Genomic DNA, 25,825 nt, shown 5'->3' on the forward strand with positions numbered 1-25,825 from the left:
TTTATTATAGACTGTTTTTTATCGGTTGTTCATCAAGGGGGAAATGGAATGAATCAAAACAGAAACCAAAAATCAAACAAGCTGAAGATCCTCTCCAAAGTATTATTGATTATCATTGGGGGGGTTATAACGGCATATGGGCTGGAAGCCATATTAATCCCGAACAATGTCTCTGATGGTGGTGTGACAGGTCTGAGTATCGTGGGTTCACAGCTCTTTGGATTACCATTAGGGATGCTCATTGGGATTATTAACATTCCATTTGTTTGGCTAGGGTATAAACAAATAGGTAAAAGCTTTGCGTTATATTCAGTGATTGGTATTGCTTCACTAGCGATCAGCACCAGTCTTATGCACCATGTACCAACGATCATTGAAGGTGATACCTTGCTCGTTACCGTTGTCGGCGGGATTATCATCGGTTTCGGTATGGGACTTGCATTGCGTAATGGCGGGGCATTGGACGGCATAGATATGTTGGCTGTGCTACTTTCCCGAAAAGTACCTTTTGGAACCAGTGATCTCATCTTGTTCCTCAACATGTTTGTCTTTATTGTCGTTTCTACCGTATTTGGTCTGCAGGGAGCGATTCTGTCAGGACTTGCTTATTTTATTGCTTCCAAAGTAATACATATTGTTGAAGAGGGCTTGAGTGGCTCTAAGACATTTAAAATTATTACGAATCAACCTGAAATCATGGTTGAAACCATTCGTGACAGACTAGGTCGTGGAGCAACGTATACCGATGCTTATGGTGGTTACTCTAATGAACAATTCAAAGAAATCACTTGTGTCATTAACCGGATGGAAGAGAGCAAAATTAAAGAAATCATTCATGAAATTGACCCGACTGCCTTTATAGTCGTATATGATGTAGCTGAAGTGAAGGGCGGCAATTTCAAAAAGAAAGACATTCACTAAAAATAATGCGCTGGCAAGAGGGATTCTCTCGCCAGCGCATTATTTCTGTTACCTTGTTTTATAACTCAAGTTTCCGTAAAAACCGTACTGAAGCTGCTGTCAACACCTTCAATATACAAAGGTACAGCATAGACCTTGCCGATATCTGATAAATCATGGTTTAAATCCATGTCCTCAATAAGCAGAATGAACTTGCCATCGACCCGACCTTTCCCGAGGCTAATCTGATGAAAAGCAATAGCTTCATCCACATGGAGCGCAGAGCCTGATGAGATAAAATCCATGCCAACTGCTCGTAATGAATCAAAAACCATCAGGTAACTTGCAGCAGATGCTGCAAACCCCGGGTTATGATCACTGTAACGAACAGGGTCAGATGACCGAATCTCTCCAAAACCTGTGCGTATGAGCAGTAAATCGGAGCCAGCGATCTGGTGTTCATATGGCTCCAGATCAGCTTTGGTGATCAGTTCGTCATCACCTTTGGGAATATCGAGGATTGTTGGATGGGTGAAGATAAAATAGTCTATTGGAATCTCGTTTAGCTTTATGCCTTGCGGATTGAAATGCCAAGGTCCGTCAATATGAGTGCCGTTATGGTTAAGGGAAGTGATGATGAATTGGTTATACAGATCGCCTTGATCTGTGCTGGACTGCTGCTGGATCTCAACCGGGGGGTTATCTTTATACACGGGGGTATTTGCGCTAAGAGGATAGGACAAGAGCATCCGCTTCATCTTTGTTCTCTCCTTTGTAATCCAGGTTCATAGTCTCATATAGACACCGTCTCCACAGTGAAATGACTAAACGACCGATGCATAGAGAGTGCTTGAACTCATTTTATGTAAGGGTTTTGAACTTCATGCATAAGCACAGCTCTCTTATGGAAAACTTCTGTAGTACGAATAAATAGCATGATTTCATTGATGGGAGGTAACATAATGACCAATCAGGATCCGCAGGAGCTTCTGAAGCAAAAACACGAGCTGGATGAGCAAAAAAGGCAGTTCACTAATTTTTCCCGAAATGTTTCCGGTCATGGTGAGATTGAAGCTGGCCAGGAGTTCAGTAATGACCGGGTGCCTGATGACCAGAACCGTATGAAATCGGTTGAGAACAAACGCGCTTGAGCCTTAAAAGCTACAATTATAGGCCGATCCTTTATGGGATCGGCTTAATCGTGCGAAGCATTTTACCAAACAGGAAGCTTGTCGCTTGATCCTTCGAGTATTGTTATTGGTGGTGGTCAATGTATGTGAAAGGTCGTATATTAATAGTATGTGGGCCGTGGGCTTGAACATGAACCACATGGTGCAATGATAAAGATTCTACATAGAAGGTTGGGAAAAACATGGACTATAAACCGCTTGCTTCATTTATTGACCGCATTACATCCTGGCGCATTCCGTGGGCAGAGGTGCTGGTGATGCACCAAAATGATACCGTTTTCCATTACCGTAATGGTTACGCCAATCTGGAGGAGCAAACGCCTATTGGCGATGGAGCAATCTTCAATCTATACTCCATGACAAAAATCATGACCTGTGTGGCAGCGCTGCAACTGGTGGAGAGAGGGGAAATGCTGTTAAGCGACCCGCTGTCCGATTATCTGCCAGAGTACGCTAATATGGTGGTAAAGAAAACAATGGCGAACGGAGAAGTCAGGCTAGAAAAGGCGACAAGAGCCATTACAGTACGCGACTTGTTCACCATGACTGCCGGGTTCTCCTATGATGTTGGTTCTCCAAGCATTCAGGAAGCCGTAAAAAGCACCAACGGAACATTGCCAACACGTGAATTCGCGAAAGCGCTTGCCAAGGAACCGCTTTTGTTTGAGCCAGGTACGCATTGGAATTACAGCATGTGTCACGACGTGCTGGGAGCCTTGGTGGAGGTTGTCAGTGGCAAACGATTTGGGATGTATCTACAGGACGAGATTATCGGACCGCTCGGGATGTATGATACGACGTTTGATCTGAATGAAGAGCAGCAGAGTCGTCTGATTCCGCAATACGCGTACAATGATGAGCTTGAAAAAGCTGTACGCATGGATGGCAATGGGTTCCGCGTAGGTACGCAATTGGAGAGTGGCGGTGCTGGCCTGTTGTCAACGGTTAGCGACTATGCAAGGTTTCTGAACGCACTGACCGGGCTTGGCACAAGTCCTGAAGGTGTACGTATTCTGTCCCGGTCTTCCGTAGAACTCATGCGAACCGATCACCTGAACGAGATGACTCGCAGTGATTACTCCTGGGATCATGCGTATGGGTACGGTTATGGATTGGGTGTCCGCACGCATATCTCCAAAGCAGGAAGTGGCTCGCTCAGCCCACTTGGCGAGTTTGGATGGAGCGGTGCTGCTGGCTGTATGGCTATCATTGATCCGGATTCAGAACTGACCGTGATGTATGCGCAGCACCTGGTGAATAGTCAGGAGCCTTACATTCAGCGACGTTTACGTAATGTGGTGTACTCCTGTATGTAATACGGAAGTGGAGTTCTGGGCCAGCATATGGTTTGATTCGGAATTGCCCGGAGCAGTATGTGGTCACGACCCTGTCAAGTACAGAGAACAAAATAGACATGTTTAAATTGCGACCGTTTCCCGGTATTCTACTGGGGAACGGTCGTTTAGTTTTTTCTGAAATCGATCCTGATACTATTACTTCAGATCCAACGAATATCTAAATATCCATCTATTCCGGGTTAATTCATATTCAGTTCATCATCCTTGAGTACACTAACTGACGTACCATCACAGGGATTCCCAATCCATAGATAAGACAGGAGAAGATGAGATTGACACTGAAAAAACGAACTTCCATGGCCGCGATAACCTTGGTATTTGCGATGTTGGCCCCAACGTCTGCTTTTGCCACAGCGGCTACCAGTAACAGTAGTAACTTTACGTACGAGGTGGCCAAAAAAGCAGTAATCGAGAAAGCAAAGGTACTTACCGAAACATACGGCACGACAAGTGTGCAGTACGCCCTCATGGATGAGGGAAAGATTGTAATCTCCGGGCAAGCAGGCAAAAACGACCCGCAGGACCGTATCCCGCTTTCTTCTAATACGATGTATGGAATTGGTTCAACCAGTAAAGTGATACTTGCTTCCGCTGTAATGAAGCTGGTTGACGAAGGCAAGGTCGATTTGGATGTGCCTGTTGTGAACTATATCCCGGATTTTAAGATGAAGGACCAACGTTACACACAAATTACACCACGTATGCTGCTGAATCATTCATCCGGGATTCTCGGAACCTCAAGCAGTAGTGCAATATTATATGGAGATAATGATACCTATGCACATGATACGTTATTGGATCAATTGGCGACGCAACATCTGAAAGCAGATCCTGGAGCATACTCGGTGTATAGTAACGATGGTTTTACGTTAGCTGAAATTCTGGTCGAGAAGGTCAGTGGTATGAGCTTTACCCATTTCATACATCAGTATTTCACAGAGCCCTTGGGCATGAGCCATACCAAAACGCCGCAGGATCTGGTTGAACCCGACAAAATGGCAGTAACGTATTCCCGCCTGCATAAGGAGCAACTTCCAATAGAAACTACGAACATGATAGGATCTGGGGGCATCTATTCTACCGCCGAAGATCTGGTTAGACTCTCGCAAATCTTTACCGGAGAGGTCAAAGGCATTCTTTCCAATGAGTCCACAGAAGCGATGATGCAAGAAGAGTACAAAAGAGGCATGTGGCCAGAGGACAGCGATTCATCTATTGCCTTTGGGCTGGGGTGGGACAGCGTAAATCTGTTTCCTTTCAATGATTACAGCATCCAAGCAGTAACCAAAGGCGGAAATACGATTTCGTATCATTCATCATTGATTGTGCTTCCAGAATACAACATGGCTGCGGCCGTTACCTCGTCAGGAGGTTCAAGCACCACCGACCAATTGATTGCGAGCGAGCTGTTGCTCAGCGCACTTCAGGAGAAGGGTGTCATTCCCGAGCGGAAGCCGGAGAAGTCGCATGGCGTGGCTGTAAAAACAAACATGCCGAAGGAACTATCGCAATATGCAGGCATTTATGGTGGTGGCGGCAGTTCGTTATTGAAGTTGGAAGTGAGTGATGAAGGGCAATTAACGATGTCCACGCTTTCGTTGCCGAACAGTACAGACCAAACCTATACGTATACCGCCGATGGTTCTTTTGTTAACGACGAAGGTACAGAAAAGTTGAAATTCGTTCAAGAGGATAACGGTAGTACTTACTTATGGTCCCGCTCGTATCAGTCTGTGCCTGGGCTTGGACAGATCGCATCCTCGGAATATAAGGCAGAAAAGCTGGAAACCAATGCATTACCCGAAGACGTAACAGCCGCATGGCAAAAACGCGAAGGCAACATTTATTACCTGGTGAATGAGAAATACACCTCAACGGTATATGACAGTGCGACACCGATTATCCCTATTCACATGTTCAATGAGGTACCAGGCTATGTGTACACCAATAAGATTATTGATGCAAACCTGGCCGTGAATCAACTGCAAATTCCTGGCTTAGCCGGTCGCGATACGATGGAGTTTGAGTTCTTCGAGAACAAAGGCGTGGAATACGTTGCGGCAGGAGGGAAGGTCTACGTCAGCCAAGATCTGGTGAGACCGCTCTATGCGGGTAAACAATCGGAGACAACGATTCAATCCAATGGTTATGCTACATGGTATTCGGTACCGTCAGGAGCCGCAGGTAAAGTGATGACGGTCGATCTGCCTTCGAAAGGCGCTTTCACTGTATATGACCAGACTGGCATCAGTATGAATCATACTTTGGTTAGTGGTGAGAATAAAGTCACATTGCCTGAGAAGGGTACGATTGTATTTGCAGGCGACACCGGTTCAAGGTTCGAAATTTCACTGACGAATAAAAAATAATGGGTGTGGAAAAAGAATTGTTCCGTTTTCTCCTCATTGGGAAGAGCATTGAAAGAAAGTCGCTATTTCTGCGGCTTTTTTGTTTTAAGGCTTGCTTCGAGCCGAGGACATAGATGTGCTATAATGACTTGTCTATAACATTATCCTACGAAAAAGAGAGGCAGCACGAATGGAAAACGTATCGAATGAAGATAAAACGGAAACATTGAAAGCCTTCCAATCGACAATCCGTAAATGCGAAAACGCATTAGCTAATATGACTAAAAAAGGGGCTAATACTACCTTATTAGAGAAACGCCTCACAGCTTTAAACATCGGCTTAGTCATGCTAGAAGCTGCTTGGAATCTTAGATCTCATGATTATAACGAAGCGGATTTAACAGAAGCTCGTCATGTTTTGACTGGCCTATTCCCATCCCTTGAGAACATGAATGCGAAGTCAAAGGCGGGTAGCCCTCAAAAAACGCTTATAGAACGAAGAATTAAAGCATTTCAACTCGCTATTCAAGCCATGGATGATCTTGCAAAATAAGGAGCTAAGTCTTGCATTCTATGTTACAACTGAAACGGGCCTTATAAGGTCTGGGGTTGTTTACCCATGGTGTGCTGGGCTGGAAATGTTGAATACAAACCGACTCCCCTTATGACTGCTATTATCAAGCCAAATGCTCCCACCCATTAATTCTGTAAACTGTTTACAGATGGAAAGACCTAACCCCGTTCCTCCAAACTTTTCTGTGTTACCATGAATCTGTGAAAAGGATTTAAATAAACGATCCTTATGATCTGGAGGGATGCCAATACCGGTATCACTTATTGCAAACGATACATTAACTGTTCCTTCAGATTCAGTATGTATCTGAGTGTGAATACGCACTCCTCCTTTCTCTGTAAATTTAAGCGCATTCCCAATTAAATTAATTAAAATCTGACTTACTTTATGTCGATCCCCAATTAGAGTTGGATTGTCATTGTTATTATATTCAGCTTATAATCTAATCCCTTTTTTCTGAGCTTCAGAAGAGAATAAATGTAATAGTACGCCAATAAATGAACAATCACCTACGAATTCAGTTGCGTCCATATGCATGGTTAATGGATGTGTCAGATTATTATCTATGATCAGTGGACCCTGGGCATGTTCGGTAACAAGAGCACAGTATGATTCTGCATTGTCCACGACTAGCCCCTCACCTAAAATTAGCTTTTCACGATTGTATGCTTTGAGCACTTTTGTTGACAGATGATCCAAATTGGCTATACAAAACGTATTAGCGGGGATAAGCCTGCTCGCAGTATCCATAACATTAGCAGCCAAATTGTATAAAGATAACTTCTTATTTTATGTTGCAAACTATACAATTTTAGGTTAGTTTAAATATATAATTAGTTGCATTTACAACAAAAGTTATTATAAACAGAGCAAAGGAAACAAGAGAGATTATTTGATTCATCAAAGGAGCGATACATTACAATGCCAGTAATAATAAAAAGATGCAATCCTGAGGATTTACAGAAATTACAAAAAATAAGTATCGAGACATTCGAAGAAACATTTAAAGGTCAGAATTCCCCTGAAAACATGACAGCCTATTTGGAAAGAGCTTTTAATGCTCAACAGTTGGAGGAGGAAATGTCCAAGACTTCTTCAGAAATCTTCTTCATCTATTTCAATGAAGAACTCGCCGGATATTTGAAGGTAAATATGAATGAAGCCCAATCCGAGAAAATGGGGGAAGAGTCACTCGAAATTGAAAGAATTTATATAAAAAAGAAATTTCAAAAACATGGATTAGGTAAATATCTGTTAAATAAAGCTATGGAGATAGCCACTGAACATCATAAGAAGAACATTTGGCTTGGGGTCTGGGAGAAAAATGATAATGCTATTGCTTTTTACAAGAAAATGGGGTTTGATCAGACTGGCGCACACTCTTTTTATATGGGTAATGAAGAACAAATGGATTTTATTATGATCAAAACACTTTAGGAAGTGCTACATGAACTAGTATTGGGTAAATTCAAGAAAGTTGCTATTAAGAAATGAATTTCTAAGTCGCTGATCTTATAAAGATTAGTGACTTTTTTTGATGCTCGTAATGGTGACGAATAATGGGGAAAGGATACAGAAGTAACTTACTGTTGAATACCAAAGTTAAATGGGAGACACGCTGATGTGCAAATTGTTGTTGACCTAGAGTTGAATCGAAGTGGTACGGTAATAACACGTTCTATCCACAAAAACAATATTGAAGGGTGAGATACACATGAGTAAAGATATCTTTGAAAGAGACCGTTCAGGTGAAATAATTTCAATTCATGACCCAGAGTTTTATAAAATTGGCGAAGCTATCGAACGTGCCCAAAAGCTGATTGCAGAATTGAATACGGGGTATCATAATGCAAACAAAGTAAGAGACCTGTTCAGTCAGTTAACGGGAGAACTAGTGGATGAAACGTTTGAGTTGCTGCCACCGTTTTACACAGATTATGGCCAAAATATCCGAGTGGGGAAAGAGGTATTTATTAACCAAGGTTGCACATTCATGGATCGAGGTGGCATAACCGTTGAAGATCATGTTTTGATTGGTCCCAAAGTCAATCTCGTGACGATTAATCATCCAGTCACACCCTCCCAGAGAAGATCCACCGTTTCAAATCCCATTGTCATCAAAAAAGGGGCCTGGATTGGCATTGCTGCGACCGTTATGCCGGGTGTAACAGTGGGAGAGAATTCCATTATATCGGCAGGAGCGGTAGTGACAAAAAATGTACCTGCCAACACCATTGTGGCTGGTGTACCTGCAAAAGTGATAAAAGTTATCGAAGAATAACAAAATTAACAAAAAAACCTAAAAGTCTATAGACTTTAGGTTTTTTGTAGTTAGTATACTTTTATTAACTAGTAATAAAATTCCCTATTCTATTGATTCTATGAATATCTTCCGTTCCAGCATCGAGTGCAGTCTTGTAATAGGAACGTTTATGTTCAATGACTTCCATCGTCTTTTTAAGTTCTTCCATTTGTGCTTCTACACTTGCCTTACGTTCCGTAAACATGTCATATCTTTCCTGCAAGGTGGAATCGCCCTCGGAACACCATTCAATGAAATCTTTAATATCCTTGATCGGCATCCCGGTAGATTTCAGGCATTGAATGATCTTTAAAAAGTCGATGTCCGATTCTTTAAACTGTCGTGCTCCGCTAGGGGTACGTTCTACAAAAGGCATGAGTCCTTCCTTGTCGTAGTAACGCAAGGTATACACGGTGAGATTCAATTCCTTTGCAACTTCGCTGATCGAATACGTCATTTATCTTCCCCTTTTCTTACTGGCATAGACTTCGAGTTAACTCTAGGATATTTGGGGATTCTACCATGCTGTATGCGGGATGTCAAAGTAACATAAACACGAAGCAATATAGACGTTTGAATTTCGCTTCCTGAGAACATCAATTTTCTAAAGACATTTGACCTAGAGTTAACTAGAGGGATTAAGATGGTTTTGCAAGAGAAAAAGCAGGGATGAATTCAATAAATGAAATTCAAGCCGAGTCATGTACTTGTACCCTATGAGCTATTTCTCTCGGAAAATGATAACCTCAGGAGGTTTTATTATGGTAACTGCTAAAGCAAGAGCTGTGGGTGGTCCGGATCAATCGTTCCAGGCTGCTGAAATCAAACGACGTGATCTGGATTTGCATGATGTCCTGATCGAAATTAAATATGCCGGCATATGCCACTCGGACATCCATACGGCTCACGGTGAATGGGGTCCTGTGAACTATCCCCTTGTACCAGGACATGAGATTGCAGGAATTGTCACAGAAGTAGGAGCCGAAGTGTCCAAGTACAACGTGGGTGACCGGGTAGGCGTCGGATGTATGGTTGACTCCTGTGGCGAATGTGAAAACTGCCGTCAAGGAGAAGAACAGTACTGTCTTAAAGGAAATATTCCTACCTACGCGGGTGTTGACAAGTACGGTGAACCTACGCAAGGCGGGTATTCGACCCACATTGTTGTAACAGAGAACTTCATCGTCCGAATTCCTGACAACATCGAGTTGGATGTCGCAGCACCGCTACTTTGCGCAGGTATTACCACATACTCACCGTTACATCATTGGGGAGCTGGACCAGGTAAGAAAGTAGCGGTTGTAGGTATGGGAGGACTTGGTCACATGGCTGTCAAAATTGCTCATGCCATGGGTGCAGAGGTAACGGTTCTGTCACAATCATTGAATAAAAAAGAGGATGGCTTGCAATTCGGGGCAGATAACTACTATGCTACAAGCGAACCCGAAACTTTTAACAAACTTGCCGGGTCCTTTGATTTGATTATCAATACAGTAAGTGCGAATATCGACATCAATGCTTATTTCGCACTGCTTACTCTGGATGGTACGCTGGTTAACGTAGGCGCTCCTGGGGAACTCTTGGCAGTAAATGTGATGTCCCTCATCGGTCACCGCCGTTCGTTTGCGGGTTCAATGATCGGGGGAATCCGTGAAACTCAGGAAATGATGGAATTCTGTGCAAAACATAACATCGCTCCAAATATCGAAGTCATCTCTGCTGACCAAATTGACGAAGCCTACAAACGCGTGTTAGCTTCAGATGTGAAGTACAGATTCGTGATTGACACCAGCACCATGTAAGTTGTGATCTTTTCGTATGATCAGGTTAGCCAGGATCTTCTGGTTAGCCTTTTTTATTGTCGTATTACGTTGGGGGCTTGAGTAGAAAGTGAAAATATGGTTGAATAATTACTTCAAGGAGGAGTATACGAAGCTAAAAAGTTATGATTGCTAGGATGCTAAATGTTCAAAAGGAGATTAAATACAATGGTTATTAAAAAATGCTTAGGTGCCTTGCTTATTATTCTGGCGAGCATACTGTTTGCAGGTTGTTCACTCGAATCGGTTTCATCAGATAGCTCATCTCAGGATAGTCCGACATACACACAATTTGATGAGGTGGCCCAATACATTGCTGAACATCATGAACTTCCGGAAAATTATATAACCAAGAGGGAAGCCAGGGATGTAGGCTGGAAACCTAGTGAAGGAAATTTGGAAAAAGTGGCCCCAGGCAAAAGCATAGGCGGTGATGTGTTTCAAAATCGTGAAGGATTATTGCCCAAGAAAAAGGGAAGAACATGGTACGAAGCAGACATTAATTATGCTGGAGGAACTCGGGGAAGCGATCGAATTCTATACTCCAATGATGGTTTGATCTATAAAACCACTGATCATTACCGTACATTTGAGCAAATAAAATAATGAGAGGGAGCTTAGGGAGCTTATATGAAAACAGTAATCATAGATGGAAAGAACATTCATGGAAAAGAAGAATTACATGATGTACTTCAGAAACAGCTCGGATTAGACATCGATTATGGCCGGAATTTGGATGCATTATGGGACTGCTTGACTGGCTTCATCCCAATGCCACTTACAATTCAGTGGCTTGATTTTGATACAACCAGGGATTCGCTTGGAGAATACGCAGAGCGTTTGTTGGAGTTAATGCGTGAAGCAGAAGAAGAGTTGGAGCAATTCACATTTGAATTAATATGATAATTACTCCTGTCTAGGAACAAAATATGGTACCAATGAAAGTCGCTATATTAGCGACTTTTTTGCTTTAAAAGTACAGGTTCTTATTTTCCAACATTCACTATGTTCAGCTTTCTATATCATTATCTTTATGATTCTTTCTTACATTTAACCATTATAAATGATATGGGAGGCTTATTATTCATGCTCTTATTGGGTTCGTCGATTTCCGAAAACTCTAACAGTCCATATTTTCCAAATTCTTGTTTTATGGATTCAGCATCATAAAAGAACATGTTCACACCTTCCATGACCTCGAAATAGTCTTTATCCAGAGGTACGCCCTTACCAAACATCGGGGCATTTTTAGAAACAGTAGTAAAAACCATATATCCATTGGGCTTTAACTGATTATAGCAATCTTGAATAAACTTCCCTCGCTCGCGATTGTTCAATAAGTGAATAAGTGCATAGCAAAATATACCGTCATAGCGTTTGTCATCAAAAGGCATGTCCGTTACTGAACCATGATAAATAGGTATATCAAGCCCATTGTCCCTCGCTAAATCAATCGCTGTTGATGAAATTTCAATGCCTGTAACATGGATCCCCTCATCCACAAAGACCTTCGCATTTCTACCATATCCAATACCTGGAACCAGTATGTCCTTAACATTTTTCTCAAGGAAAAAGTCTTTGGTTAACATTGCAGAGTCTGTAGGCTCAAATCCCCACATCGTTTGTTTCTCTATAAAACTGGATTCCCAGAATTCCATGATGTCTCAATCTCCTTCGTATTTTATTCATTGAGATGCTATATGTCACTTTATGCTGCTGTGAAATTAAATTAAAGATATACAGAGTCTTCAATAACTATAATTGATATTGATTTCTTTGTAAATAGTTTGTCCTAACGCTTGAAAGGCATGCCAGATTTTGAGATTCAATAAATTTCCAGTATTAAAACCCTTGTCAAATTGAAAAGAATATGATAATTTAATGTATGTAACCGGTTACACATAGAGGGTGAGTGAAAGTAAATGACAACAATCAAAGACGTAGCTAATCTGGCTGGCGTATCCGTAGCCACCGTATCAAGAGTCATTAATGACAGAGGTTATGTTCATGCGGACACACGCAAGAAAGTGGAAGAAGCTGTGAAGGCGCTTAACTTTTCGCCCAATGAAGTGGCTCGCTCATTGTATAAGCGCAAGTCCAAACTGATTGGCCTGTTGCTGCCGGATATTGCAAACCCTTACTTTCCGCAGCTCGCTCGCGGTGTAGAGGACCGGATGCAGGAACAGGATTATAGACTGATATTTGGAAATAGCGATGAGGATGAACGGAAGGAGCAGGATTACATCCAGACGTTTATCCAAAATAACGTGGTAGGTGTGATCTCTTCAACGAACTACCCCCATTCTTCAATATATGAAAACCTAAAGATTCCTGTCGTGTTTCTGGACAGAACTTCACTGGATCGTCCATCCGTGTATGCGGATGGAAGGGAAGGTGGAAGACTAGCTGCTAAGGAGATCATCAATCGTGGTAGCCAGCGTATCACGGTGATGCAAGGGCCGTCACATATCAGGCCAGCTCAGGATCGCTTCGAAGGTGCGATAGAAACCATTCGTGCTGCCGGGCTCGACTACCGGGTAATTCAGACGACCTCATTTTCTATTAACGAGGCAGGTTTATGGGCTGAAGAGTTGTTCAGGAAATATGCTGATACGGACGGAGTCATTGCCAGCAATGACATCGCAGCCATGGCCGTAATGCATGAGGCATCACGAATCGGAAGAAAGATTCCTGATGATGTGCAAGTGATCGGCTTCGACGATATTCCGATGAGCAGCCTGTTATCACCGGGTTTATCCACCATCCGCCAGCCGGCATACGAGATGGGAAGGGAAGCAGCGGGATTACTTATCGAGCTTGTGGAACAAGCTCCAATTGAGAATAAAAACATACAGCTGCCCGTCAGCTTCATTGAACGGGGCACAACGAGAAAGGTGAGATCAAATGGCTAAAATATGCGTAATTGGAAGCAGTTCCATGGATCTGGTTGTTACTTCTTCAAGACGGCCGGGGGCGGGTGAAACCGTTCTTGGCGACAGCTTCAAAACCGTCCCTGGCGGCAAAGGAGCCAATCAGGCTGTTGCCGCTGCACGACTGGGTGCGGAGGTTGCAATGATCGGCCGAGTAGGCGACGATACTTTCGGCGAAGATATTTTAGAGAACTTTAGAGCAAATGCTGTAAATACGCAAAATGTGAAACCGGTTACACATTTAGAAAGCGGAACGGCTCATATCATTCTGGCGGAAGGTGATAATAGTATCGTAGTCGTTGAAGCGGCGAATCGCGAAGTCACTCCTGCATATGTCGATGAGGCGGCTGAGGTGATCCGCAGTGCAGATATCGTACTGATTCAGCAGGAAATTCCGGAGGAAACCGTGGTCCATGTGAGCGCACTTTGTGCTGAATTCGGAACACGGCTACTGCTTAATCCCGCTCCGGCGAGAACATTGCCGCAAGAAGTCATCGACAATGCAGCTTATATCACGCCGAATGAGCATGAAGCCGAGATTTTGTTTCAGGGCATGAGTCCGGCACAGGCATTGCGTCAGTATCCAAATAAACTGTTCATCACGGAGGGCAGTAAAGGCGTTCGTTATTTTGATGGTACAGAGGAAATTTTAGTCCCAACGTATAAGGTGGAAGCAGTCGATACCACCGGGGCAGGAGATACGTTCAATGCCGCATTTGCAGTCGCCTTGGCAGAAGGCAAACCGTTGCATGAAAGTATACGCTTCGCTAATCGGGCGGCATCGTTGTCCGTGACCAAGTTCGGAGCGCAGGGTGGCATGCCGACGCGTGATGAAGTGGAGGAGAGTTTGTAATGAAGAGAAATGGCATGCTGAATAGTCACATATCCAAGATACTGTCTGATCTGGGCCACACGGACATGATCGCGATTGGGGATGCAGGTCTACCCGTCCCGGACGGGGTACTCAAAATTGATCTGGCCCTCAAACTGGGGACGCCAAGTTTTCGCGAAGTGGTGGAACTGATCGCAGAAGATATGGTCATTGAGAAAGTCATTGTGGCAGAAGAGATTCGGGAAGGCAATCGGGTGGCCATGCAATTCATTACGGAGAAATTCGGGGTGGAAGCCATTGATGCTTCCATCAGCCACGAACAATTCAAAGTGTTAACACAGCAGGTGAAGGCAGTCATCCGCACGGGTGAAGCTACACCCTATGCCAATTGCATTTTACAATCGGGAGTTCATTTCGGTTAAAAGGAGGTTGCATGATGCACATTCAGATGCAAGACATTCATAAGGCGTTCGGCACCAACCAGGTGCTGAGCGGAGTGGATTTTGAACTAAAAGATGGTGAGGTTCATGCCCTGATGGGGGAGAATGGAGCCGGCAAATCCACACTGATGAACATTCTGATTGGTCTCCATCAGCGGGATCAGGGAACCATCACCGTAGACGGACAAGAAACCTATTTTGGTAGTCCAAAGGAAGCAGAGAAACGGGGTATCACGTTTATCCATCAGGAGCTGAACGTATGGCCTGAAATGACGGTGCTGGATAATCTCTTCATCGGTAAGGAACTGACATCATCCTTTGGGTTGCTCAATACGAGACAAATGAAAGCGCTCGCCAAAGAGCAGTTCGCCAAGCTTTCCGTACACATTCCGCTGGAACGTCCTGCGGGAGAGTGCTCCGTCGGGCAGCAACAGATGATTGAAATCGCCAAAGCGTTAATGACGGATGCCAAGGTCATCATTATGGACGAGCCAACGGCAGCACTCACGGAGCGTGAGATACAGAAGCTGTTCGGTGTAATCAGCTCGCTGAAGAAAAACGGAGTATCCATCGTGTATATTTCTCACCGAATGGAGGAGATATTCACGATCTGTGACCGGATTACCATTATGCGTGACGGCAGAACGGTAGATACCCAACCGATTCCGCAGACAAGCTTTGATGAAGTGGTGCGAAAAATGGTAGGTCGGGAACTTACGGAGCGTTATCCTGTCCGGAATCCTTCTTATGGTGAAGTCGTTCTGGAAGTAAGGAATGCAAGCAGCAAAGGGTTATTCGAGAATATCAGCTTCACCGTGAGAGCAGGGGAAATACTCGGTTTCTCAGGACTCATGGGTTCTGGACGGACAGAGATCATGAGGACAATCTTTGGTTTGGATACGTTGGACAGTGGTGAAATCATCATCCGCGGCAAAAAAGCGAACATCCGTAAACCGGCCGATGCAGTGAAACATGGAATCGGGTTTATTACAGAAGACCGCAAGGATGAGGGTCTGGTACTAGACTTCTCCATTCGCGAAAATATGGCGTTGCCGAATCTGTTCAGTTTCTCAAGCAAAGGCTTCATCTCAGCTTCAAAAGAACAAGAATTCGTAGATACACTGATTAAACGTCTACAGATCAAAACGCAATCCTCCGAGACGGCGGCAAGGAATCTATCCGGGGGCAACCAGCAGAAGGTGGTTATCGCCAAATGGGTTGGTATCGGTCCAAGCGTACTCATCCTGGATGAACCTACGCGCGGAGTAGATGTCGGAGCGAAGCGCGAAATCTATGAATTGATGAATGAACTGACAGAACGCGGCGTTGCAATCATCATGGTATCGTCGGAGCTACCTGAAGTGCTTGGCATGAGCGACCGAATTGCGGTTGTGCATGAGGGGCACATCAGTGGCGAGGTTGCAAGGGAAGAAGCAACACAAGAACACATTATGACATTGGCCACAGGGGGACAGTGATATGACAACAATGCAGGAAAACAAAACTGCCAAAAGCGGCTTCCGCTTCTCAAGCGTGACACAAAAATTGGGACCATTACTCGGTCTGATCATTCTTATTCTCATCGTATCGGTGTTGAATCCAAGTTTCTTGGAACCGCTTAATATCTTGAATCTATTACGTCAAGTCTCGATTAATGCGCTGATTGCCTTCGGTATGACGTTTGTTATCCTGACGGGTGGAATCGATCTGTCGGTCGGCTCGATCCTAGCTTTATCCAGTGCTTTTGTAGCTAATATGATGTTATCCGGCCTGGATCCGATCTTGTCCATCATTATCGGTGTAGCGCTCGGTGGTGTCATGGGTATGGTGAACGGACTGATGATTACCAAAGGCAGAATGGCTCCGTTTATCGCTACATTGGCAACCATGACGATATTCAGAGGATTAACGCTGGTGTACACGAATGGTAATCCAATTACAGGGCTCGGCGATAGCCTGCTGTTCCAACTGTTTGGGCGCGGTTACCTTCTCGGTATTCCGGTTCCTGCGATCACCATGCTGATTACCTTCATGATTCTGTGGATTATTTTGCATAAAACAGCTTTTGGCCGCAAAACGTACGCGATCGGCGGGAATGAGAAAGCCTCCATTATCTCAGGTATCAAAGTAAATCGAGTGAAAATCATGATTTACTCCCTAACAGGTATGCTCGCTGCTCTGGCAGGTGCCATTCTGACTTCGCGCTTGAATTCAGCGCAACCTACGGCGGGTTCATCGTACGAGCTGGATGCCATCGCGGCAGTCGTATTAGGTGGTACAAGTCTTTCAGGAGGACGCGGACGAATCGTCGGTACATTGATCGGTGTTCTGATTATCGGCGTGTTGAATAATGGATTGAATCTGCTCGGAGTGAATTCCTTTTACCAAATGGTTGTGAAAGGCGTTGTGATTGCGATTGCTGTCCTGCTGGACCGCAAAAAAACAGCATAAGGAGAGAAGCGAATATGAAAAAGTGGACATTAACACTCGTAAGTATGCTGATGATCATCGTTCTGGCCGGATGTTCTTTGGAACCACCGGGTTGGGCTAAACCTGATTCCGCTGGAAGTAACGGACAGAAGAAAATCGGTCTGTCGATATCTACACTAAACAATCCATTCTTTGTATCCCTAAAGGACGGGGTAGTGGCTGAGGCAAAAAAACAGGGAATTCAGGTCATCGTGGTTGATGCGCAGAATGATTCGGCCAAGCAAACCAATGATGTGGATGATCTGATCCAACAAGGAGTCAATGCACTTCTGATTAACCCTGCGGACTCCGCAGCGATCTCCACGGCGGTTCAATCCGCCAACAGTGTGGGCATTCCCGTAATCACGCTGGATCGCTCCGCTGACAAAGGCGAAGTCGCTGCTTTAGTTGCATCCGATAATGTCAAAGGTGGACGCATGGCAGCCGAATACTTCGTTGAACATCTCGGTGAGGGAGCGAAGGTGATTGAACTTGAGGGTGTGCCCGGTGCTTCCGCAACAAGAGAACGGGGTAAAGGCTTCCATGAGGTGGCTGACGAGAAACTTGACGTGGTTGCCAAGCAATCTGCCGATTTTGATCGCTCCAAAGGTTTGAACGTAATGGAGAATCTGTTGCAGGGTAACCCTGATGTTAAAGCCGTATTTGCTCATAACGACGAGATGGCCCTAGGCGCAATCGAAGCGATCCAAAGCTCAGGCAAAGACATTCCAGTCATCGGATTTGACGGTAATGATGATGCGATCAAATCCATTCAGGACGGGAAATTGACGGCTACGGTTGCACAGCAGCCGTTACTGATTGGCCAACTGGCAGTGCAAGCTGCTATGGATGTACTGGGTGGCAAGCAAGTAGAGAAATCCATTCCGGCTGAATTGAAGCTGGTGACCAAGGAAAACGCGAATAAATAAATCATGATGTACACTTATGCATCCCGTTTTGGACGAAATAGCGCCAGAACGGGATTTTTCTGTTTGATCAGTGGTTGGGTAGAGGTGGGGAAGCTTATGGCCGCTAAATTAGCGGCTTTTTTTATATTTTGGAAGAGATGCATGCATCACTTGAAACGGTTTATCGGCTTGTAGAAGCACATCAAATAGTGACCTCATAGGCTTTTTGTCCTCTTTATTCTTTTTGGATTGCTCAAAATCAGTAGTTTTGGATATATATAACCAATCCATCCGTTGATATACTAGCATAACGTTCTACGCAGTCTTCACAATTCACAAGAAGAGACACAATCTTAATCATTCATTCCTGTGCGGAATAGAAAGAAGGTAGCTGACATGAAGCATCTAGTTGAAGAAAATCTTCAATCGGTTAGACAGCAAATAGCATTGGCCTGCCAGGCTTCGGGTCGCAACATCGAGGACATTAAGCTGTTGCTCGCGACCAAAACGGTACCGCTTGAGAAATTACAAGTAGCTATTCAAGCAGGTGAGATCCTATTCGGAGAAAACAAAGCTCAAGAACTCCGGGACAAATTTCCACTGATGCAACAAAGCAAACAGGTGGAATGGCATTTTATCGGACATCTGCAAACGAATAAAGTAAAGGACGTGGTTAAATATGTTACACTCATCCATTCCGTAGATCGTCTGAAACTGGGACAGGCTTTACATAACCAGCTTCTCAAAGAGAACAAGACCCTAGACATTCTTGTGCAAATTAACACGTCCTACGAAGAAAGTAAATTTGGTGCCTCTCCAGAAACAGCAATGGAGCTAGTAGAACAGTTGTCTCAATTCGAGACGTTGAACGTGAAAGGCTTAATGACCATTGGAAAACTGAATGCGACAAACGAAGAAACACGACATTGTTTCCGATTGTTAAACCGTATCCGTACACAAATTAAAGAGAAAAACATTCCACGCGTAGAGATGGATATTTTATCGATGGGCATGTCTGGTGACTTCCAAGTCGCCATTGAAGAAGGAGCTACAATGATACGTGTAGGGACAAGTGTATTTGGGCAACGCTACTTACCGGATGAATATTACTGGAATGAAAATACACGCATGGACGATTAGGTGAGAGGTAGTGTTAAATATGAAGTCAGCATCCCCTTCGTTACGTGGCCACGATTTGATATCGCCGGTCATAGCCGCTTTAATATCCGTTATTGTTAATTACGGGGGCACGTTTATTCTTGTTTTTCAAGCTGCAAAAGTTGCTGGTTTAAGCCCGGAAATGACTGCTTCCTGGATTTGGGCCATCTCGATTGGAGTAGGAGTAACGGGGATATGGCTAAGTTATCGATACAAGGAACCAATTATTACAGCCTGGTCTACACCGGGTGTGGCTTTTCTCGTTTCAGCATTAGCGGTAACCCCTTATCCAGAAGCCATTGGAGCTTACATGATTTCAGCAGTCGGATTTATTATTTTAGGTTTGTCAGGCATGTTTGAACGTTTCGTTCGACTTATTCCCCCAGGCATCGCTTCCGGATTGTTAGCAGGTATTTTACTACAGTTTGGTATCTCAGCCTTTGAAGGGGCGAAGGTTGATCCTTTGCTTGTTATTGTACTGTTTGCAGCCTATATCGTGCTAAGACGGTTTACTTCCCGTTACGCAATTGTTGGCATATTGGCAATCGGTTTGATTTATTTGATTTGCATGGGGAAAACAGACTTCAGCACGATCCAATTGGCGGTTGCTTCGCCTGTATTTATTGTTCCAGAGTTTTCGTTACATGCTTTACTTGGTGTTGCGTTGCCGCTGTTCATTATTACTTTGACGGGGCAGTATATGCCCGGAATGCTTGTTTTGCGTAACGACGGATTCAAGACGAGTGCCAATCCCATTTTGGCAGTAACAGGTTTGGGTTCGCTGCTTGCAGCTCCATTCGGCTCACATGCTTTTAACGTGGCAGCCATTACAGCAGCGATATGTACAGGAAAAGATGCACATGAGGATTCAACAAAACGGTATATTGCAGGTATTGCTTGTGGAATTTTTTATATTTTTGTCGGCATTTTTGGCGTAACATTGGCTGCTCTGTTTTTGATTCTTCCTGCGACCTTTATTGCGACATTAGCGGGATTGGCATTACTTGGAACAATTGGTGGCAGTCTTGCCAATGCATTAACGGACCCTAAGGGACGTGAAACTGCATTGATTACGTTTTTGGCGACAGCAGCGAATGTGACCTTGCTTGGCGTCGGTGGTGCATTTTGGGGACTGTTTGCAGGGATGGTGGCGCATCTATTGATGAATAGTAAATTCTCCAAAAAGCAATTCGGATCGAATGCATAACAATAATGTTGAGAGGAAGATGTACATGAAACACTTGGAGCAGCAAGATAAATTAGTGGGAAATGCTATCCAGCAAGAGCTTGCACGGCAGCGGGATACAATAGAACTGATTGCATCAGAAAATTTTGTAAGTCAAGCTGTGATGGAAGCAACGGGTACGGTATTGACCAATAAATATGCGGAGGGGTATCCGGGCAGAAGATATTATGGAGGGTGTGAGCATGTCGATACTGTCGAAGAGATTGCCAATCGCCGCCTTAAAGCGCTTTTTGGTGCTGAACATGCTAATGTGCAACCTCACTCCGGTGCTCAGGCAAACATGGCTGTATATTTTGCCTCGGTTGAGATTGGTGACACGATCCTTGGCATGAATTTATCCCATGGTGGTCATCTAACACACGGAAGTCTTGTTAATTTTTCAGGGAGATTTTATAATTTTGTTCCATATGGTGTCGATGAACAAACGGGCCGCATTGACTTTGACGAAGTACGTAAACTTGCTTATAAGTATCGTCCACGTATGATCGTTGCAGGTGGAAGTGCCTACCCACGGACCATTGACTTTGAGTTATTCGCCCAAATTGCTGCCGAAGTGGGAGCCCTTTTCTTTGTAGATATGGCGCATATCGCAGGAATTGTTGCGGCAGGTTTGCATCCTAACCCGGTGCCGCATGCGCATTTTGTCTCAACTACCACGCACAAGACATTACGAGGACCACGGGGGGGAGCCATTTTGTGCCGGGAGCCGTGGGCAAAGGCGATCAATAAAGCCGTATTTCCGGGAACTCAGGGTGGTCCATTCATGCACGTCATAGCGGGGAAAGCGGTGGCATTAGGTGAGGCCTTGCAATCCGACTTCACAACCTATATTGAAAGTGTTCTGGATAACGCCAATGTTTTGGCAGAAACATTAATCAATGAAGGACTTACCCTTGTATCAGGAGGGACAGACAATCATATGGTGTTGGTTGATTTACGAACCATTGGCCTTACAGGCAAAGAAGCCGAAGCCATACTGGATGAAGTAGGAATTACGGCGAATAAAAATGCAATCCCTCATGATACGGCAAGTCCGCTGGTCACGAGCGGTATTCGTTTTGGGACTCCTGCTATGACGTCCAGAGGACTTGGAGCAAAGGAAATGAAAGAAATTGCTCAACTTATAGGACTTGCTTTCAAAAATCCGAAGAGCTTGAAAGTAAAAGATCATATACTAGGACGTGTTCGCGAAATCACATCGCAATTCCCTCTTTATGAAGGGCTTAAATAGTTTAACAGCAGACACATATGTAGCCTGCAATTGTTCCTAATGAATAACAATCGCAGGCTCTTATTTTGCTTGCTCATATTGAAAACATACCGTTGTGAACAGAAGAGATATTGGAACGCATGTCCTCCATCATAATATCGTTTTTGCAAGTCGATGTATGCCTTCCTCAATCAAATCCTCATCCACTTTGGCAAAACCTAATATCCATCCTTTTCGATTACTTTCCAGGCAATATTTACTAAGCGGGTACACGCGTACTCCTTGATCAAGGACAGCATTCGTCATCGCTTCTTCGTCAAATGATGTTTCAGATTCAAGAAGCAAATGCAATCCCGTTTCCACTCCACTTAATGTAAATCGTGAACTTAACCCGGAAGCAACAATGGCTTTTGTCATGACTTCGTGTCTGCGCCGATATATGTTCCGAACTCTTCTCATATGGCGCATAAAATGACCACGTTCGATAAAATGAGTAAGCGTTAATTGTTCCATAATCGGCAGATGACGATAGGTTAATTCATGAACTTGGGTAAGACGATCGATGGCTTTTGGGGGTCCGATGATAGCGGATAGTCGGATGCCAGGCGCAACCATTTTGGAAAAACTCATCATATAAAGTGTATTCTGAGGTAGCTGACTGAATATTGTGGGAAGCGGATCTCCGCGGTACCTAAATTCGCTATCGTAATCATCCTCAACAATCCAATATTGATGATGAGCAGCCAAGTGTATTAATTGCTGCCTGCGTGGCTCCGACATAATAACGCCAACTGCGCATTGATGAGAAGGCGTGACAAATACGAGTTTAGTTTGTGGGTGAATACGATCTACACATAATCCGTACTCATCGACTGGAACGGATTCGACTTGCATCCGTCGGTATTTCATCGCCATCCAAGCGGCAGGGAAGCCGGGGTCCTCTACCGAAACTCTGTCTCCCTCATTTAAGAGGGACTGGGCAATCAAATCGATGCTATGTTGTGCGCCCGAGGTTAATAAGATTTGATCAACATCGATATGAATGCCTCGTTCAAGTGACAAATAACGTTGAATCTGCTCTCGTAACGGCAATAATCCTCTGGCATCGCCGTAAGCCCAAATGTCCAGATTGGGTTCAGTGGAAGCCTGTATAAACGATTGTCTCCAGGATTTTGTGAAATGTTCGTCCAGATAAGGCTCATGGGGATTAAAATCAATTTCTACTTTTCGATTATCTCTATTTCCGAACCAACTGTGCAGATGACCAATCGAATCGTTTAGTATAGGTAGTTCAGGAGGAATAGGTCCTTGGATCTCGACATCCTCAGGTGAACGAGGCGCATATGTCCAATCACTAACCCTTGTCCCGCCGCGACGGGAGGTTACCGTATACCCTCGGCTGAATAATTCCTCGTAGACAATTTGTATGGTTGACCGTGAAACGCCAATTAATTGAGCGAGTTCACGTGATGGAAGTAGCAATTCGCCTGGCGGCCATTTTCCGGTTGTAATATTATGAATCGCTTGGTCAAGAAGTTGCTGCCAGATCGGGCGATGGTCATTTCGATTCACTTTTAGCATTGATTCAACTCCAGTGCTCATGCTGACATTATGGATTGCATTTTTAATAAAATGTTGAATGTTATTAACACTCCAATGATTGATATATTATCATGACAAAAGTTTAATTTGCAACAAAGCGAAGGTAGAACGTATTTCATTGTTCAACAAAAAAAAGGATTGTTGACTATTAGAGTCAGCAACCCTTTCTCCACTTATATTAATACATCATTGACTTATAAAGACTTACACCTAGAGAAGTCTCCTTGTCACATCCTCAACCACTTTAGACAAACTGATAGAGGCGCACACCATGCGGCGGTACAGTGGTACGTAGCGAGTTATCCATTAACTCCGCTATCGCACCGCTCCACAGTTCAGTGCCTTCGGTTATACCGGAAAGGCCGATTACCTCGATGTTCATATCCACTGGAAGGCTATCCTCACCAATGTTGAATAAAGCGACGTAGGAGGAGCCCTCAGCATTTTGGGCTGTCCATACGATAAGATCCTCTTTGCGTAAGGCTTCTCTGGCGCCGTAGCTCTCTCGTTGCATACGGAGAACCTCACGATTGGTTAACAGTGATAGCGTCCAGTCATCATTGTCTCGCAGCTCACCACCAAAGATGAGCGGGGAACGGAAAATACTCCACAGCGACATCATCGTCAACTGTTCGTCAGGCGTGAATCGGGTCCAGCGATCCGCGCCTCCGCCATCCACAGAACGGATACCGATGTGACCCAAAGGCAGCATATCACAGTCCGGCCAGCAGCCTTCCTTAGGGACGCCCTGCCATGTGCGGCAACGGTCGAACATATCCAGTAACAGCGGCCAAAGGTCCCAGAAGTCGTCCGTGACGCGCCACATGTTGGCATGTGCGGCTAAAAATTCCGAGTATTCCACTGGCGCCGGTCCAGGAGAGAGACTCAGTACCATGGGACGACCGGATCGCTCAATCGCTTTGGAGATCATTTCAATCTCCGGCTGATGTGTGTCGTAGAGCCTGGAAGCAGCAATATCGTCTACCTTCACCAAGTCAACGCCCCATTGTGCATACAGTTCAAAAAGCGAATCGTAATAGGCCTGTGCTCCTTCTTTTGAGCTATCGACACCGTACATATCCGTATTCCATGGACAGATGGAGTTCGTATGAGCAATATCGCGTGCAGTAGCGGTTGTTCCCAGAATCGGAGTAGCAGCATGTGCAGCTTGACGTGGAATACCGCGCATGATGTGAATGCCAAATTGTAGTCCCAGACTATGTACATAATCAGCTAATGGCTTAAACCCATGTCCACCTGCTGCGGAAGGAAACCGGTTCTCCGCAGGCATAAGGCGTGAATATTCATCCATGGTTAGTGGAACGAACGGACGGTATTGAGAAGAATTAGCTGAAGGCTCGTACCATTGAATGTCGACCGTAATGTAGCTCCAGCCGAAGTCTTTAAGATGTTCTGCCATGTATTCAGCGTTGCCACGAATTTCGTCCTCGGTAACGGCCGCACCGTAGCAATCCCAGCTGTTCCAGCCAAGCGGTGGAGTTGATGCTGCAAGCGTATTTTTCATGATAATTCTCCTTTACTAATTCATTATTGCTCTCGCTAATTTCATCATAGTATAGGAGTTTATCATTAATCTACAGTAATCTTGAAAGCAAAATAGCATAATATTGCGCTTAGTCGAAGAACAGTTTACGATAAGCAAGACTTTCTCCACCGCTGCGGAATTCGCCTGGCGTAAGCCCAGTCAAGCTGCGGAATGCTTTGATAAAATAGCTTCCGCTGGAGTATCCGACTCGTTCGGCGATGGCTTCAACGCTATGAGTAGTTCCACGAAGCAGTTCCATCGCCTTCTCGGTACGTATGCGTGTCAGATAAGCTCCTGGTGTCAAGCCCGTGCTGGATGAGAAGCGACGTATGAAGTGATATTTGGAAAGGGACACATGCTCAGCAAGTTGATCGATACTGATCATCTTTGAATAGTTGAGTTCTATATATTCGACTGCTCGTTGTATGTTCTCAGACCAGTTCTCCCTGTTGCGCAGCGTTGTTTTCTGCAATCTGACCAGTTCCGTCATGAACTGGTAGACGCTAGATGATGCGCTCAGAGGATCTGTGATTCTGCCTGCCGCCGCATCGGTGACAATCATGCGCAATAGTCGAATCGGTGTACAATCAGCGGGTAGATTGGGGACTTCTCCCGCTTCCCGAAGGAATCTTTGCCAATGGGGCAGAACAAGATTGGGCCGGAATAGCAGGAAAAGAAATTCCCAAGGCTCTTTCGAGTTGGAGTGGTAATAATAGCGATGCGGACTTGGAATTTCGGCCAAGAAAGCTTGTCCTGAGGTAACATGGTGAATTCGGTCTCTCGACTCAAACACACCTTCGCCGGAGATTGTGTACTGGAATAACAGGAGAGGCCCATCCGTACGTTCCAGTCCATCCCAGCGATAAGAAGGATCGGTTATAGAATCACATCCGGCCGCAAATAGTACACACAGCTGGAGTTCTTTATCTTCGGCGAACCGAAAGCCATAGGTACCTCTGGGAATGTCCATAGATGTCCTCCTAGTTGTAGTG

At 44.6% G+C, this 25,825-nt stretch carries 26 protein-coding genes; 19 read left to right on the forward strand and 7 right to left on the reverse strand.

The annotated features are described in order from the left end of the window. Positions 1-48 precede the first annotated feature (48 nt). Positions 49-921: a YitT family protein gene (locus tag ACR32F_RS14865; protein WP_440119448.1), complete on the forward strand. Its 873-nt coding sequence runs from the start codon at positions 49-51 to the stop codon at positions 919-921. A gap of 65 nt (positions 922-986) precedes the next feature. Here ACR32F_RS14865 and ACR32F_RS14870 read toward each other — a convergent pair whose 3' ends face one another. Further along, complete coding sequence (locus ACR32F_RS14870) at positions 987-1,658, reverse strand: cyclase family protein (RefSeq protein WP_440119449.1); 672 nt, start codon at positions 1,656-1,658, stop codon at positions 987-989. 204 nt (positions 1,659-1,862) lie between these two features. Between ACR32F_RS14870 and ACR32F_RS14875 the strand changes: the two genes are divergently transcribed. The 4 genes from ACR32F_RS14875 (at position 1,863) to ACR32F_RS14890 (ending at position 6,349) form a co-directional block, all read left to right on the forward strand. Next, positions 1,863-2,051, forward strand: a complete 189-nt coding sequence (locus ACR32F_RS14875) for a hypothetical protein (protein ID WP_440119450.1) — start codon at positions 1,863-1,865, stop codon at positions 2,049-2,051. Positions 2,052-2,272: 221 nt separating this feature from the next. Continuing rightward, a complete protein-coding gene (locus ACR32F_RS14880) occupies positions 2,273-3,406 on the forward strand; it encodes a serine hydrolase domain-containing protein (protein ID WP_440119451.1) in 1,134 nt (377 codons plus the stop codon). A 308-nt stretch (positions 3,407-3,714) separates the two neighbouring features. Beyond that, positions 3,715-5,817 (forward strand): serine hydrolase domain-containing protein, encoded by a 2,103-nt coding sequence (locus tag ACR32F_RS14885; RefSeq protein ID WP_440119452.1) that lies wholly within the window; start codon positions 3,715-3,717, stop codon positions 5,815-5,817. A 169-nt stretch (positions 5,818-5,986) separates the two neighbouring features. After that, complete coding sequence (locus ACR32F_RS14890; protein WP_440119453.1) at positions 5,987-6,349, forward strand: hypothetical protein; 363 nt, start codon at positions 5,987-5,989, stop codon at positions 6,347-6,349. A 60-nt stretch (positions 6,350-6,409) separates the two neighbouring features. Here ACR32F_RS14890 and ACR32F_RS14895 read toward each other — a convergent pair whose 3' ends face one another. Then, a complete protein-coding gene (locus ACR32F_RS14895) occupies positions 6,410-6,772 on the reverse strand; it encodes an ATP-binding protein (RefSeq protein ID WP_440119863.1) in 363 nt (120 codons plus the stop codon). 519 nt (positions 6,773-7,291) lie between these two features. On the opposite strand from ACR32F_RS14895, the gene ACR32F_RS14900 reads away from it, so the two are divergent. Continuing rightward, on the forward strand, positions 7,292-7,807 hold the full coding sequence (locus ACR32F_RS14900) for a GNAT family N-acetyltransferase (protein WP_440119454.1): 516 nt from the start codon (positions 7,292-7,294) through the stop codon (positions 7,805-7,807). A 277-nt stretch (positions 7,808-8,084) separates the two neighbouring features. Further along, positions 8,085-8,651 (forward strand): sugar O-acetyltransferase, encoded by a 567-nt coding sequence (locus ACR32F_RS14905; protein WP_440119455.1) that lies wholly within the window; start codon positions 8,085-8,087, stop codon positions 8,649-8,651. 64 nt (positions 8,652-8,715) lie between these two features. Here ACR32F_RS14905 and ACR32F_RS14910 read toward each other — a convergent pair whose 3' ends face one another. Next, on the reverse strand, positions 8,716-9,129 hold the full coding sequence (locus tag ACR32F_RS14910; RefSeq protein WP_440119456.1) for a MerR family transcriptional regulator: 414 nt from the start codon (positions 9,127-9,129) through the stop codon (positions 8,716-8,718). A gap of 304 nt (positions 9,130-9,433) precedes the next feature. Between ACR32F_RS14910 and ACR32F_RS14915 the strand changes: the two genes are divergently transcribed. From ACR32F_RS14915 to ACR32F_RS14925, 3 genes are all read left to right on the forward strand, one after another. Beyond that, positions 9,434-10,474 carry an NAD(P)-dependent alcohol dehydrogenase gene (locus ACR32F_RS14915; protein ID WP_440119457.1) on the forward strand — a complete coding sequence of 347 codons (1,041 nt, stop codon included), beginning with the start codon at positions 9,434-9,436 and terminating at the stop codon, positions 10,472-10,474. A gap of 186 nt (positions 10,475-10,660) precedes the next feature. Beyond that, positions 10,661-11,098 (forward strand): ribonuclease domain-containing protein, encoded by a 438-nt coding sequence (locus tag ACR32F_RS14920; protein ID WP_440119458.1) that lies wholly within the window; start codon positions 10,661-10,663, stop codon positions 11,096-11,098. A gap of 24 nt (positions 11,099-11,122) precedes the next feature. Beyond that, positions 11,123-11,395, forward strand: coding sequence for a barstar family protein (locus tag ACR32F_RS14925; RefSeq protein WP_440119460.1), 273 nt, complete (start codon positions 11,123-11,125; stop codon positions 11,393-11,395). A 128-nt stretch (positions 11,396-11,523) separates the two neighbouring features. Here the strand turns inward: ACR32F_RS14925 and ACR32F_RS14930 are convergent, their stop codons facing one another. Next, positions 11,524-12,150: a class I SAM-dependent methyltransferase gene (locus tag ACR32F_RS14930; RefSeq protein WP_440119461.1), complete on the reverse strand. Its 627-nt coding sequence runs from the start codon at positions 12,148-12,150 to the stop codon at positions 11,524-11,526. 264 nt (positions 12,151-12,414) lie between these two features. On the opposite strand from ACR32F_RS14930, the gene ACR32F_RS14935 reads away from it, so the two are divergent. From ACR32F_RS14935 to glyA, 9 genes are all read left to right on the forward strand, one after another. Next, positions 12,415-13,404 carry a LacI family DNA-binding transcriptional regulator gene (locus tag ACR32F_RS14935; protein ID WP_440119462.1) on the forward strand — a complete coding sequence of 330 codons (990 nt, stop codon included), beginning with the start codon at positions 12,415-12,417 and terminating at the stop codon, positions 13,402-13,404. Further along, positions 13,397-14,275: a ribokinase gene (gene rbsK / locus ACR32F_RS14940; RefSeq protein ID WP_440119463.1), complete on the forward strand. Its 879-nt coding sequence runs from the start codon at positions 13,397-13,399 to the stop codon at positions 14,273-14,275. The genes ACR32F_RS14935 and rbsK overlap by 8 nt, the downstream gene beginning before the upstream one ends. Continuing rightward, positions 14,275-14,676, forward strand: a complete 402-nt coding sequence (rbsD, locus tag ACR32F_RS14945) for a D-ribose pyranase (protein ID WP_440119464.1) — start codon at positions 14,275-14,277, stop codon at positions 14,674-14,676. Before rbsK ends, rbsD begins: the two co-directional genes overlap by 1 nt. 14 nt (positions 14,677-14,690) lie before the next feature. After that, the gene (locus ACR32F_RS14950; RefSeq protein WP_440119865.1) at positions 14,691-16,172 is read left to right on the forward strand and encodes a sugar ABC transporter ATP-binding protein; all 1,482 of its coding nucleotides are present in this window, start codon (positions 14,691-14,693) and stop codon (positions 16,170-16,172) included. A gap of 10 nt (positions 16,173-16,182) precedes the next feature. Next, on the forward strand, positions 16,183-17,145 hold the full coding sequence (locus tag ACR32F_RS14955; protein ID WP_440119867.1) for an ABC transporter permease subunit: 963 nt from the start codon (positions 16,183-16,185) through the stop codon (positions 17,143-17,145). Between the two features lie 14 nt (positions 17,146-17,159). Beyond that, positions 17,160-18,092, forward strand: coding sequence for a ribose ABC transporter substrate-binding protein RbsB (gene rbsB / locus ACR32F_RS14960; RefSeq protein ID WP_440119465.1), 933 nt, complete (start codon positions 17,160-17,162; stop codon positions 18,090-18,092). Between the two features lie 375 nt (positions 18,093-18,467). Next, positions 18,468-19,211: a YggS family pyridoxal phosphate-dependent enzyme gene (locus ACR32F_RS14965; RefSeq protein WP_440119466.1), complete on the forward strand. Its 744-nt coding sequence runs from the start codon at positions 18,468-18,470 to the stop codon at positions 19,209-19,211. A gap of 19 nt (positions 19,212-19,230) precedes the next feature. Continuing rightward, a complete protein-coding gene (locus tag ACR32F_RS14970; protein ID WP_440119467.1) occupies positions 19,231-20,436 on the forward strand; it encodes a benzoate/H(+) symporter BenE family transporter in 1,206 nt (401 codons plus the stop codon). Positions 20,437-20,461: 25 nt separating this feature from the next. Then, complete coding sequence (gene glyA / locus ACR32F_RS14975; protein WP_440119468.1) at positions 20,462-21,706, forward strand: serine hydroxymethyltransferase; 1,245 nt, start codon at positions 20,462-20,464, stop codon at positions 21,704-21,706. Between the two features lie 129 nt (positions 21,707-21,835). Here glyA and pdxR read toward each other — a convergent pair whose 3' ends face one another. The 3 genes from pdxR to ACR32F_RS14990 form a co-directional block, all read right to left on the reverse strand. Next, positions 21,836-23,266 (reverse strand): MocR-like pyridoxine biosynthesis transcription factor PdxR, encoded by a 1,431-nt coding sequence (pdxR, locus tag ACR32F_RS14980; RefSeq protein WP_440119469.1) that lies wholly within the window; start codon positions 23,264-23,266, stop codon positions 21,836-21,838. Between the two features lie 265 nt (positions 23,267-23,531). Further along, positions 23,532-24,812, reverse strand: coding sequence for a glycoside hydrolase family 27 protein (locus ACR32F_RS14985; protein WP_440119470.1), 1,281 nt, complete (start codon positions 24,810-24,812; stop codon positions 23,532-23,534). 109 nt (positions 24,813-24,921) lie between these two features. Continuing rightward, entirely contained in the window at positions 24,922-25,803 is an 882-nt protein-coding gene (locus ACR32F_RS14990) for a helix-turn-helix domain-containing protein (protein ID WP_440119471.1), read from the reverse strand. Between the last annotated feature and the right edge of the window lie 22 nt (positions 25,804-25,825).

The organism is Paenibacillus hebaui (assembly GCF_051934385.1).
Classification (GTDB): Bacteria; Bacillota; Bacilli; order Paenibacillales; family Paenibacillaceae; genus Paenibacillus.

Coding starts and splice junctions, on each gene's coding strand:
- ACR32F_RS14865 (WP_440119448.1), top strand. CDS start 49: ATGAATCAAAACAGAAACCAAAAATCAAACAAGCTGAAGATCCTCTCC.
- ACR32F_RS14870 (WP_440119449.1), bottom strand. CDS start 1,658: ATGAAGCGGATGCTCTTGTCCTATCCTCTTAGCGCAAATACCCCCGTG.
- ACR32F_RS14875 (WP_440119450.1), top strand. CDS start 1,863: ATGACCAATCAGGATCCGCAGGAGCTTCTGAAGCAAAAACACGAGCTG.
- ACR32F_RS14880 (WP_440119451.1), top strand. CDS start 2,273: ATGGACTATAAACCGCTTGCTTCATTTATTGACCGCATTACATCCTGG.
- ACR32F_RS14885 (WP_440119452.1), top strand. CDS start 3,715: ATGAGATTGACACTGAAAAAACGAACTTCCATGGCCGCGATAACCTTG.
- ACR32F_RS14890 (WP_440119453.1), top strand. CDS start 5,987: ATGGAAAACGTATCGAATGAAGATAAAACGGAAACATTGAAAGCCTTC.
- ACR32F_RS14900 (WP_440119454.1), top strand. CDS start 7,292: ATGCCAGTAATAATAAAAAGATGCAATCCTGAGGATTTACAGAAATTA.
- ACR32F_RS14905 (WP_440119455.1), top strand. CDS start 8,085: ATGAGTAAAGATATCTTTGAAAGAGACCGTTCAGGTGAAATAATTTCA.
- ACR32F_RS14910 (WP_440119456.1), bottom strand. CDS start 9,129: ATGACGTATTCGATCAGCGAAGTTGCAAAGGAATTGAATCTCACCGTG.
- ACR32F_RS14915 (WP_440119457.1), top strand. CDS start 9,434: ATGGTAACTGCTAAAGCAAGAGCTGTGGGTGGTCCGGATCAATCGTTC.
- ACR32F_RS14920 (WP_440119458.1), top strand. CDS start 10,661: ATGGTTATTAAAAAATGCTTAGGTGCCTTGCTTATTATTCTGGCGAGC.
- ACR32F_RS14925 (WP_440119460.1), top strand. CDS start 11,123: ATGAAAACAGTAATCATAGATGGAAAGAACATTCATGGAAAAGAAGAA.
- ACR32F_RS14930 (WP_440119461.1), bottom strand. CDS start 12,150: ATGGAATTCTGGGAATCCAGTTTTATAGAGAAACAAACGATGTGGGGA.
- ACR32F_RS14935 (WP_440119462.1), top strand. CDS start 12,415: ATGACAACAATCAAAGACGTAGCTAATCTGGCTGGCGTATCCGTAGCC.
- rbsK (WP_440119463.1), top strand. CDS start 13,397: ATGGCTAAAATATGCGTAATTGGAAGCAGTTCCATGGATCTGGTTGTT.
- rbsD (WP_440119464.1), top strand. CDS start 14,275: ATGAAGAGAAATGGCATGCTGAATAGTCACATATCCAAGATACTGTCT.
- ACR32F_RS14950 (WP_440119865.1), top strand. CDS start 14,691: ATGCACATTCAGATGCAAGACATTCATAAGGCGTTCGGCACCAACCAG.
- ACR32F_RS14955 (WP_440119867.1), top strand. CDS start 16,183: ATGCAGGAAAACAAAACTGCCAAAAGCGGCTTCCGCTTCTCAAGCGTG.
- rbsB (WP_440119465.1), top strand. CDS start 17,160: ATGAAAAAGTGGACATTAACACTCGTAAGTATGCTGATGATCATCGTT.
- ACR32F_RS14965 (WP_440119466.1), top strand. CDS start 18,468: ATGAAGCATCTAGTTGAAGAAAATCTTCAATCGGTTAGACAGCAAATA.
- ACR32F_RS14970 (WP_440119467.1), top strand. CDS start 19,231: ATGAAGTCAGCATCCCCTTCGTTACGTGGCCACGATTTGATATCGCCG.
- glyA (WP_440119468.1), top strand. CDS start 20,462: ATGAAACACTTGGAGCAGCAAGATAAATTAGTGGGAAATGCTATCCAG.
- pdxR (WP_440119469.1), bottom strand. CDS start 23,266: ATGCTAAAAGTGAATCGAAATGACCATCGCCCGATCTGGCAGCAACTT.
- ACR32F_RS14985 (WP_440119470.1), bottom strand. CDS start 24,812: ATGAAAAATACGCTTGCAGCATCAACTCCACCGCTTGGCTGGAACAGC.
- ACR32F_RS14990 (WP_440119471.1), bottom strand. CDS start 25,803: ATGGACATTCCCAGAGGTACCTATGGCTTTCGGTTCGCCGAAGATAAA.